General features: G+C 36.3%; 4 protein-coding genes. 2 read left to right on the plus strand and 2 right to left on the minus strand.

The annotated features are described in order from the left end of the window. Together F0000_RS07190 and F0000_RS07195 are read right to left on the minus strand one after the other, a co-directional pair. On the minus strand, positions 1–1,389 hold the full coding sequence (locus F0000_RS07190) for a peptide MFS transporter (protein ID WP_149624038.1): 1,389 nt from the start codon (positions 1,387–1,389) through the stop codon (positions 1–3). Positions 1,390–1,405: 16 nt separating this feature from the next. Beyond that, positions 1,406–3,577, minus strand: coding sequence for a S9 family peptidase (locus F0000_RS07195; RefSeq protein WP_149624039.1), 2,172 nt, complete (start codon positions 3,575–3,577; stop codon positions 1,406–1,408). Between the two features lie 782 nt (positions 3,578–4,359). Here F0000_RS07195 and F0000_RS07200 point away from each other — a divergent pair. Both F0000_RS07200 and F0000_RS07205 read left to right on the plus strand, forming a co-directional pair. Further along, entirely contained in the window at positions 4,360–5,676 is a 1,317-nt protein-coding gene (locus F0000_RS07200) for a hydroxymethylglutaryl-CoA reductase, degradative (RefSeq protein WP_149624040.1), read from the plus strand. Between the two features lie 467 nt (positions 5,677–6,143). Further along, complete coding sequence (locus F0000_RS07205) at positions 6,144–12,422, plus strand: glycosyl hydrolase family 8 (protein ID WP_149624041.1); 6,279 nt, start codon at positions 6,144–6,146, stop codon at positions 12,420–12,422. Positions 12,423–12,536: the final 114 nt, after the last annotated feature.

Raw genomic sequence — 12,536 nt, forward strand, 5'->3', positions numbered from 1 at the left:
TTAGTTATCTGCTAATTCAAAACCTTCTGCTTCATCATGGATAGTTCCTTCTTTATCTTCGACTCCATGGGTTAGTACTTCTAATTTTTTCCTAAATAACATGACCAAAAGTCCAAAAACAACACAAAATACGGCAATACCAGTAAAAATGGTAAACTCTCCTAAACTTTCTGCAGATTCACCCAATAAGCCTGCTAATTTGTTACCAAATCCTGTCATTGCAAAATAGATTCCCATCATCAAAGCTCCATATTTTACAGGTGCTAATTTTGTGATAAATGATAATGCGACCGGAGAAATACAGAGCTCACCAATTGTATGAAATAAATATGCCAATACCAGCCAATACATAGCAGAAGAACCATTTGTATTAAACTCCATAGAAGCTGCTGTCATAAAAAAGAATCCAGCCCCCATAATGACAAGACCTATAATCATTTTAAACAATGAGGTCGAAACTTTACCATTCAACTTTCTTTTTGCCCAATACCAGGCTACAGAAGTCCCAAGGAAAATTATAAACATTGCATTTAACGATTGGAACCAAGAAGCTGGAACCTCCCACCCCATCAACAGGCGATTTGTTTTTTCCTTTGCATAAATATTCATTAATCCGCCCGCTTGTTCAAAAGCTCCCCAAAATACGATCACCAGTAAAAACGAAATTAATAAAACAACAATTCTGTCTTTTTCTATTTTAGTTAAGGGTTTCTCCATTGTTTCTTTATCCTCTTCTTTTTCTGAAGTTCCTAAAAAATTACCTACATTTTTCAGATACTTCTGACCCAGGATATATTGTATCAACCCAAGAGTCATCCCTATTCCTGCCAGCCCAAAACCGTAATGCCATCCATGAACTTCACCAACATATCCTACTATTAAACTAGAAAGAAATGCCCCTAAATTAATTCCAATATAGAAAATAGTGAATCCTTTATCTCTGCGTATATCTCCTTGTTTATACAATCCACCAACCATCGTAGAGATATTTGGTTTTAACATTCCAACACCAGCTATGATTAAACCAAGTCCTGAGTACCAGGCCCACATTTCTTCTATCGCCAGAATGCTATGACCTGCAACTAATAAAATCCCTCCAACCAGTACTGATTTTTTTTGTCCTAAAAACTTATCGGCGATCCAACCTCCGGGGATAGATGCTACATAAACTAACATAGTGTACCAACCATATAATGCTAACGCCTCTCCTGATGACCATCCTAAACCTGGATTTCCATCTACAGTCTTGGTGGTAAGGTATAATACAAAAAGAGCTCGCATTCCATAATAAGAAAAACGTTCCCACATTTCTGTAAAAAATAGTATATACAATCCTACCGGATGCCCAAAAAGCTCTTTTTGATGAGCTGCTTTAACTGAATTTGTCATTATGTTCGTTTGATTATTATAAATTCGTTTTAATAAAATTAGTCATCTTATTATACAGATGTAATCGGGTATTACCTCCATAAATCCCGTGGTTCTTATCAGGATATATAGCCCAATCAAAATCCTTATTGGCTTGCACTAGCGCTTCTATTAATCGCATCGTATTCTGTACGTGTACATTATCATCTGCACTACCATGTACCAATAAAAATTTACCTTTTAATCCATCTACATAATTAATTGGAGAATTATCATCATATCCTTTTGCATTCTCCTGAGGGGTCTTTAAATATCGTTCTGTATAAATGGTATCATAGAATCTCCAACTCGTTACCGGAGCTACTGCAATTCCCATTTTAAAGGTATCCCCTCCTTTAAATAAACAGTTACTAGACATAAAACCCCCATAACTCCATCCCCAAATCCCAATTCTTGAAGCATCTATATAGGGTAAAGTTCCTAATTTTTTGGCAGCGGATATCTGATCCTGCACCTCCAGATTACCCAGATCATTTTGTGTTGCCTTTTTGAATTTAGCTCCTTTAAAACCTGTGCCTCTTCCATCTACACAGACCACAATATATCCTTGTTGTGCTAACATCATATACCAGTAATCATTCGCACTATTCCAGGAATTTTTAACCATCTGCGATCCAGGACCAGAATACTGGAACATAAACAGCGGATATTTTTTGCCAGCATCAAAATCTTTTGGTTTAATCGTCCACATATTTAATGATTCACCATTAATATCAATAGTAGAAAACTCTTTAGGTCTCACATCATATTTGCTTAGTTTATCAACCAACGTTTTATTATTTTTTATTTCACGAATCACAGCTCCAGTAGTCGCAGTATTCAGTGTAGATTCATAAGGGGTCGCAGTACTTGAAAAATAGTTGATATACTGGCTGAAATCCGCACTAAACTCAGCATCGTTTGTCCCTTCTTTAGAACTTAATCTTTTTTTATTCTTTCCATCTAATCCAATAGAATAGATGTCTCTATTAATATTTTTATATTCAACACTTTGGTAAAAAATAGTCCTGTTTTTAGCATCATATCCATAATAATCCGTTATTTCCCAATCACCTGATGTTATTTGATTTATCAATTCTCCTGTTTCCTTGTAATGATAGATATGATTATAACCATCTTTTTCACTAGTCCAGATAAAGCTATTGTCCTCCAGAAACGTTAGATTGTCTGTTATATCAATATACGCTTCATCTTTTTCATTTAATACAACTTTTGACTTCTTTGTTTTAGCGTCTACAAAAATCAAGTCCAGATTATTTTGATGTCTATTTAATACCTGTACACTCAGGATATCCGGATTCTTGGTCCATTGTATTCTGGGTATGTAATAATCCTTATAATCTCCAAGATTCACTTTATCCAATGCCATAGATCCGAGATCTGCAATATGTAGTGAAACTTCTGCATTCTTCTCTCCCGCTTTTGGGTACTTAAAAACTTCTTGCTTTTGATATAAGGCATTACCATAGATATCCATAGAAAATTCCGGAACATTTTTTTCATCAAACCTTATAAAAGCTACCTTATTACTATCAGCACTCCAATCAAAGGCTCTTACAAAAGAAAACTCCTCCTCGTATACCCAATCAGTAATCCCATTGATTATTTCGTTCTTTTTCCCATCATTGGTTAATTGAACTTCTTCTCCAGTCGCAAAATTCAACACATATATATTATTATCTAATACATAAGCTACCTTATTTCCATCTGGAGATAAGGTGGGCGATTGTATTTTCTTATCACTGATTTTAAAACTGCTATTAGAAGGAACATCAAAAATATGATAAATCCCTCTGGATGAGCGGCGGTAGATCTGTTCTACTTCACTGGATAACAAAATTCTTTTTTCATCTTTACTAAAGGTATACCCCTGAAAAGAATTGAGATCCGCAAGAAAAGAAGAACTAATAATACTTCTCTCTCTTTTTCCGTCGGCATAATTATAAACTTCGATAGATGTATGACCAGAAAGATCCTCTCGCTCCAAAACAGAATATTGAGTGCCATTATTCATAGAATGTAAGGATTGCAACCTTTCTGTTCCAAAAGCACCTCCCCATATTTCATTAAGTGTAAAAATTTGATTTTGTGCAACGGTTACAGCTCCCAGAAAAAGTGCTATAACAAACGATACGTAGGTAAGTTTCATGTATAGTGATTTATTTATTTTTTTTTATTGGATAGAGAATTATCAAACAATACTTTCTATTCGCATAAAAATGATTGTTTTAGTATCTTATACCTCTTTAACATATGTAATTGTCACGGCCAAGAATACTAAAAAATCTTCGAAAAATACAACAAATGATGTTAAATACCATATCAAAGAGCGTAATCATTGAGAATTTTTCATCAAAACCAATGATATAACATATAAAATTACAGATTCTATTCTTTACTTTTAATACGATTTGTGATTAAAAAATTCGTATAAATTCATTGAATTATTTTTTCTTTATGCAAGGCAAAAAAATCAAGCATAGCTATAGCTACGGTTTATTTTTTAAACGAAGTAGAAAGGAAAAAGAAACGATGAATATGCAAAATTTTTAGTTATAAATCGTATAAGTTACTCTTTACTTCCCCAGATTCGTTTATTTTCAATTTAAAGCCTGTTTTATAGACCTATATGATTGCTTTGCTCATAGGAATAGCTTCCTTGCATAAGTTTTGTTTTTCAAACATCAAAATGATCAACTAAAATCATAGCAGGCTTATCATATAAATCATCTTGATTTTTTATTTTTAACTGAAAATGAATTGAAATTTGACCAGATGAGCCATTTTTTGTAGTCAATAGCAGCACTACAGGTGAAAAAAATAACGAAATACAGATGAATTTCAGCCATTTTTTAGGAAATAGAAAAAGTCAAGATGAGTTCATCATAAAAACAGAATAGTATCTTTGCCCTCTGATAGTAAAAAAACAATATGACACCAATTGTATCCGGATTCTCTAAACTTTCTAAATCCGATAAAATAAAATGGCTGATTAAGCACCATTTTCAGAACGATCAAAATGCAATCAACACGCTTACAACATACTGGAATTCTGACAATAAACTACAACAATTACACGATGAGTTTACAGAAAATACAATTTCTAATTACTATTTACCTTTCTCTGTTGCTCCGAATTTTTTGATTAATAACCTACGATACACCATTCCTATGGCAATCGAAGAAAGTTCTGTAGTAGCTGCTGCAAGTAAAGCTGCAAAATTTTGGCAAACCCGTGGTGGATTCAAAACTCAAGTAATTTCTACGCTTAAGGTAGGACAGGTGCATTTTAATTATAGAGGAAAAAAGGAAAACTTAGAAAGTTTCTTTAAAGACATTAAATCAGAACTCATTGCTTCTGCATCTCAGATAACCAAAAATATGGAAAAACGAGGTGGTGGAATTGTCGATATAGAATTGCGTGATAAAACCACTGAAATTGATCACTATTATCAATTGCACTGTACTTTTCAAACAGTTGATGCTATGGGTGCTAATTTTATTAACTCTTGTTTAGAACAATTTGCATCATTTTTTAAGTCCAAAGCAGTTTCTTACCAGGATTTTTCTAAAGAGGAGCAAAATATTGATATCATTATGAGTATCCTTTCCAATTATGTTCCTGACTGCCTGGTTACTGCCTCAGTATCTTGCCCGATAAAAGATCTTCCGAATACGTCTGAATTATCTTCTATCGAATATGCAGAAAAATTTGTAAGAGCAGTTCAAATTGCTAAAGCAGAACCCTATAGAGCTGTTACTCATAATAAAGGAATTATGAATGGAATTGATGCGGTAGTGCTGGCAACTGGAAATGATTTTAGAGCTGTTGAATCGGGAGCACATGCATATGCTTCAAAGGACGGAAAATATACAAGCCTTACAGATGCTACCATCAAAAATGACGTTTTTTCTTTTTCTATCAAACTACCATTAGCCCTGGGAACTGTAGGAGGGCTAACCACATTACATCCGCTTGTAAAACTAGCCCTACAATTACTAGGAAACCCTAGTGCCAAAAAACTAATGGAAATAACTGCTGTTGCGGGTCTTGCACAAAACTTCGCTGCAATTAACTCCCTAATTACAACAGGAATACAACAAGGGCATATGAAAATGCATTTAATGAATATTCTTAATCAATTTAATGCAACAGAAGATGAAAAAAAGGAACTAATAACCTACTTTAAAACCAATACAGCAACCCATAATAAAGTGGTAGAGCAAATAGAAAAGCTTAGAAAATAAAATATCACACAACTATTCAATAATAAAAATCGCTCATAAAAATATACTGACAATTGCTATTTTGAAGTAACACCAGTTCTTAGATGAAATCATCGTAAACTGAACCATTTTATTTTTTAATTCAGACGAGAAAGAAAATTCATAGATAGCGGTGCTTTAGATGCTTTTTATTTCGAAGTCTAAAACAAAAAGAAATGACTTTAACAGTTAATTTCATCTAAGAAATGGCATGATTCAAATTTTATTTTTATACTGCTATACATTACCCTATTATTATTTTTGATTTTTTTTATAAAAAAACGGCTTTAATATTTTAAAAAATTAAAGTTTTTTTAGCATAATATAATTATTTATTGTTTTTTTTCAAACAAAATCATATAATCAATTTCTCTTTATAATTTATACGTAAATTTTACGTTTATTGCATAACTAAATTGCCTAAACACCAACGCAAAATCGTCACCACAATGAAGCTCCTTTACTTCTCAGTATTACTCATTTTATCTCCAATTCTTATATATTCACAAGTAGGTGTAGATATTAATTCTGGAGATCCGGATTTTCCCTTTCCTCAATTTTTAGCATATGAATATGATGGAGGTCATATATTAGAGAATTTAGCCAATCAAAATGCTGATGGATTGGTTCATGCCGAAATGGAAAAAAGAATACGAGAAGCCTGGTTAATTATGTCTAATCGATTTGCCTATGATGGAGACTCTCATGCTGGGGTACAATATATACAAAGTAATTTAGGATGTCCTTATGATTGTAGTGAAGGTGCTGGATATGCTATGATAGCCGCGGCCTATATGGCAGATAAAACATCATTTGATGGGATTTGGTTTCGTGAGCATGATATCCGATTAGTAAAACATCCCAGGTATAGAGACGGTGTCGTACCAAGACCTGGATATTTATATGGTGAAAATGCACTGGCAGAACCAGGAGGAGACTCTGCTACAGATGGAGATGTTGATATTGCTTTGGGTCTATTAATGGCGTGGAAACAGTGGGGAGATGATTCTGGCTATCTGGATTCCAGCGGAAATATGATTAGTTATAAGCAAGAAGCCCTTAATGTAATCAGAGGGCTTGTAGAATTTCAGAATCAGGGATTTGGTGATTGTCGAAGTGTATCAGGCGTGGTTGGTCTTGATGGTTACTTTAAAAACGGAAATACCTGGACAGAAGTCACAAATTGGGCAAGCGGCATGGATCCCTGTCCAGAATTTGCAGGACCTCAGCAATTACACGTAGATTATGTAGCTCCCGCCTATTGTAAAGCGTTTGCTGATTTTCTGGAAACCGAAGGAGATGCTACCGATGTTGCCTGGAATATACCTCAATTGCGCAGAGCTGAAGCTTCTTCGGATTGGTTTATGGGAGAATTATATAATCAAGGACCGAATACGATACCTGTGGCTGGTTGGGTAGGACTGGATAGTGCTAATAACGCAACTTTTACAAATTTTAATGAAGGAGAAGATTTTAGATACGCCTGGAGAACTATTCTCAATCATACCTGGCATGGAGATCCTGAGAATTCTTGGAACCCGACAACACATCAGGTAATCCCTGGAGGAAACACATTTAACAAAGATATGGGTGTGCGCTTTAGCAAATTTCTTGCCGACCCCACGATCGCCGGGAATACTTGTGTAAAACCAGGTAGTATTGCACTAACGTTTCAGGGGCCTTCTCAGATAGTACAACAATATAACCCTATTACAGCTCAACCACTTGGAGCATTTCCTATCAACTGGTTAGTAGGAACTGGAACACCATCAGCGGTATCTGCACAGGATTTTGACTTAATGGGAAAACTCTATCGTCAATGCGCAATAGAGTGGGATCAGGCAACAGGACAAAATCTGGATTCTAATCCAAGATATTTTCATGGTTTTTTTAGATTATTAGGAATGCTGGTAAGTACCGGTAACTTTCAATCTCCAATGAATATCGAACCCGAAGCAAATATAAAAGTATATACATCTGTTGATAAAACGGCTGCTTTTACAGGTGATGAAGTGACCTTTACGATTTCCTATAGAAATTATGGATCAGTAGCGGCTCAAAACGTAATAATAACTGATGTGATTCCGGCAGAATTAGAATTTGTATCTGCTACAGATGGAGGTGTTAATGCAGGAGGTACTGTAACCTGGGATATAGGAACGGTATCTGGTTTTACATCTTCTGGCGGTATTCCTCCAACTACAGGTGAAGTAAAAGTAACCTGCAAAGTAAAACCAGGGGTCTCTGGTCGTGTCTGTAATCCAGTAACCATTGCGACTAGCAGTGGTAAAGGGTGGACTTCAAATGACTTTCCAAATGAAGTATCCCCGGTAATGCAACGTAATTGTGTAGATATCATTGAAAAAGCTTTGGAAATCGAAAAAACTGTTGATTTCGACACGGTAAATCCTGGCGATATTGTTACCTATTCTATTGATTTTAAAAATTCTTCAAGAGGAGGTTATATAAACGGTGGTCGCTCAGGAATCAATGTTGCCTATGCGCGTTCCGCGAATGCTGCTAATGGAACTACTCAGGGAATCAAAGTAAGACTATATCATGGAGCCGCAGAACCTTATATTAATTATGAAAATTACCGAATTTCATTGTTTCTTAATGATAATACGTATACCTGTCTCTCCGGCGAACCTGGTTGTGGTATTGGCTGGGGAATAAGAAATAATATCTATGAAGGAGGAGCTGCCGGTGGTGTCCAGGTTTCTCATGAAAGTATTGTTCCCGGATCAGATGCCAATGGTGCCTGGAACCAAAGAGTTATATTACAGTTTTCGGATCAACTATGCGGACCAACACCTCATCTATTACGTTACTTCGGGCTCCCTAGAATTCACGAAGGAGGTGATCAACCACTGAGAGCTGTATGGGATTTATTCACGAGTAATTTTGGAAATGCAGATTGGTCTGATGATTGGTCCTGGGATGCAAATGCTACTGATGGAGATGATGGTTTGTTTTATCCAATTACTGATGACTGGACAGATCCCGATAACCCCATAATTGTGGATAGATACCACAATGAAGCTTGTGAAACACCTACAAAGACAGTAAATAATATTTTAGTCGAAGAATGGGACGGATATGTATGGAGAAGAGTGTTTGGTACAGGTCCTGTACCTGGACGAGATGTAGAAAATGTGGTCATCACGGATATTCTACCTCTTGGATTCACCTTTGTTGATTTTGTAGGTACTGATCCACTTGGTATTGCCCCTACAACCTCTACCCTTCCTGACGGGCGAACAGAAATCAGATGGGAAGTTCCTAGATTACAAATTAGTCAAGGTGGCATCATTAGCTATCGGGCGCGAGCAGATTTTAGCAGTGGTACGTGTGAGAGAACTGATGAGATTCAAACCAATTTAGCCTCTATAGAAGCTCTAAACGAATCTCCTATTATCAGTTCTGTTGATGTTACGGTTACCTGTGACCCTATAATTTTACCACCACCACCATCTTCAATGACAAAAATTGCTACTCCCGCATCTGGTGATGTAGGAGATCAGGTTATCTATACCTTATCTTACGAGAATACAGATGGCTCTCCTATAGAAGTAGGACTCACAAATGCCAGTGACTGGACTTCACAAAGCGGTACAGCCATGCCTGTTACTGGAGGATCTCTGACTTCGGTTTCTAATAATTCAAGTGTGTCTACTTATAATTTCTCTCACGGTACAAACGGGACTCTAGAAGCAACTATAGATTTTACTCCAAGTGCTGCCTTTGGATTCGCATTGCGTCATACAGGAGGAAATATTGGAAATGGATTATACATTGTTTTTAAACCTAATCCGGGAGGTGGATCTGTTGATACCAGAGTATTTGATGGAACTACACAGATAGATCAAACTATTTTAGGTTTTCCCGGAAACCCAATGGATATTAAACTATTATTAAATGGTGATCAGCTAAACGTCTGGTTGGGCAATACGACAAATCCAACACCTACGTGGTCAGTAACCGGATTACCAGTACGAGTTGGCAATTACGGTTTTATAAATGCATTCCCTGATGGTAGTGATTCTTTTGGAACACATACCGTATCACGATTTAAAACCAGTATGGATTCTGCATTCAATTTGCAAATTACAGATCCAATACCTACAGAAGTCTCTTTTGTTTCGGCTTCTGATTCTGGCGTTGATACTTCTGGAATTGTTACCTACCCTTTAATTCCCGGACCAGTTTTGGCAGGAGAAATTATAACGTATTCCTGGACCGCGACAATCGATAGTTGCCCGGCAAGTACTTCTCAAATTGTGAATATAGGCTATACCAATATTCTGGGAGTTCCTACGAATAGTATTGCTGCACAAGCACTTTTTGATTGTTCTGGAGTAGATATTTGTGCGACAATAACAATTGCAGATCCTGTAGCTACTGATGCGACCTTCTGCTTAAATGATACTGCAACAGATCTGGACACCTTTATTACCGCAACAGAAACTATTGTATGGTATGCAGGTAACACCTCGGTAATACCTATTACAAAACCGATTGTAGACACGACTGTAGCATCCAATACTACATATTATATAACTCAACAAGATAGTAATGGATGCGAAAGTAACCGTATCCCCATCATAGTAGAAGTTATTGAAACACTACCTCCTTCTTCGACAAATGCATCTTTTTGTTTGAATGATCCTACCGTAATAGACCTGGACACTTTTATCACTGCTACGGAGACCGTTATATGGTACATGAGTGATACCCCTACCAGTCCTCCAATTATAAAACCTACAGTTGACACCTCTGTATCTTCCAGTACTACCTATTATATAAGTCAGGAAGATGGTAATGGATGCGAGAGCATACGCATTCCCTTCCTTGTGGAGGTAATTGACTCCAGTACGGCGATCACTGATGCTATTACCATCCTAAGTAGCGAATCTGTACAATATGATATTCCGCTCGGTTTTGGATTAACAGCAGGTGATTTTATATGGTCGGCTCTGGCAAACAATATAGTAGACGGAGAAACGACTACAGATACTGCAACTTCTGTTATTGATGATATACTAATAAACACTACTGATGTGCCACAGGTAGTAACCTATATTATTACTCCAACTACTACAAGTACCTGTAGTAATAATCGTTTTGAACTATCCGTCACAGTAAATCCTCTTCCTTCTGTCCAAATTGATGCTACTTCTGTAGTAGAAGGAGATCGCATAGAGATAACTCTTACCTTAAGTGAACCTTTTGTCACTAATATTGAGCTTATTATTGACTTTACAGGGATTAGTGCTGATGAAAATGATCTAAGCCTTGCTACTCAAAACATTACAATACTTGCAGGAGATACAACAGTTAGCTTTTTTAGAGATACAACCGAAGATGTTATTATGGAAAATAGTGAAACTGTCGAAGTTTCAATAGCTGGCATAGTATCAGGTACTATAGGAGACATTTCTGATACAGCGATCGCAACCATTTTTGATGATGATGGATTACCAGGCATTATTATTGGAGATGCCACAATAGAAGAAGGAGGAATTTTAGAAGTCCCTGTTACCTTAACCTCTCCTGCCATAGATGATATCACACTTACTATGGTATACACTAATGTAGACACAGACAACACTGATTATGATTCAGTTGTTCAGACTGTTACTTTTGCTACAGGAAACATCAATGCCATACTTTCTATCCAAACAACGGATGATGCGTTAATAGAAAATGACGAAACCTTCCGTATAGGAGTTGCTTCAGTCGATACCGGAACTGTTGGTGTAAGTGCAGATGAAGGGATCGCTACAATCACTGATAATGATGCAGGTCCAAGCATTATAATCGATGATGCATCTATTACAGAAGGCGGAATATTACAAATACCAATATCCCTCAGTCGTCCTGCAATTGATGACATTACCTTATCTATTGGATATACAAATGTAGAAACAGATGATACCGACTATGATACCACAAATCAAACTATCACTATCCTGGCAGGAACTACAGACACAATACTCTCTATACAAACTACAGATGACTTGCTATTAGAAAATCCTGAAACCTTTGTCGTAAGCGTTATATCTGTTGACAATGGGACTGTTAGTGATAGTACAGATGAAGGAATTGCAACCATCATTGATAATGACTCTATAGAAATTTTTATATCAGATGAAAGTGCAGAAGAAGGTACTGATTTAGAATTTTCTATTACATTATCAAGACCGTCATCAGAAGATATTACAATATCTTTTTCATACATTAATGAAACGACTACCGCTCTGGATTATGAAATTATACTTACAGAAATTACGATTCCTGCGGGTGAAGTAACTGTTTTTGTTCCAATTACCACCCGTGATGATGATCAGGAAGAATCTGATGAAACTTTTAGATTAGAAGTGGCAGAGGTTCTATCAGGTACAGTAGCGACACACTCTGATGCTGGGATTGGTACTATTTTCGATAATGATTCTGCAGGAAATACACCTCCGCTATTTCCTCCATATTTTACTCCAAATGGAGATAGCTTTCATGACGATTGGCACGCAAATGCCAACTTCAGGGATCAGATATTATCTATTTGGATATTTGATCGTCAGGGAAAATTATTAAAACAATTATCCCCCCAAGGTACTGGTTGGAATGGCGAATTTAATGGAAAATTATTACCATCTACTGAGTATTGGTTTAAAGCTGAATTACAGGACGGAACCTACCAACAGGGACATTTTAGTCTGATACGATAATACCTCAGACTTTGATATCTCTTTTCCAACGTAAGTTTACTTGATAAAACTGGATTTTTTGCAATAGACGAAAACATTTTGCTTTCTTAAAAAGTAAACTACTTCGGAGGCAAG

This window comes from Aquimarina sp. RZ0, assembly GCF_008370685.1.
Taxonomy (GTDB): domain Bacteria; phylum Bacteroidota; class Bacteroidia; order Flavobacteriales; family Flavobacteriaceae; genus Aquimarina.

Coding starts and splice junctions, on each gene's coding strand:
- F0000_RS07200 (WP_149624040.1), top strand. CDS start 4,360: ATGACACCAATTGTATCCGGATTCTCTAAACTTTCTAAATCCGATAAA.
- F0000_RS07190 (WP_149624038.1), bottom strand. CDS start 1,389: ATGACAAATTCAGTTAAAGCAGCTCATCAAAAAGAGCTTTTTGGGCAT.
- F0000_RS07195 (WP_149624039.1), bottom strand. CDS start 3,577: ATGAAACTTACCTACGTATCGTTTGTTATAGCACTTTTTCTGGGAGCT.
- F0000_RS07205 (WP_149624041.1), top strand. CDS start 6,144: ATGAAGCTCCTTTACTTCTCAGTATTACTCATTTTATCTCCAATTCTT.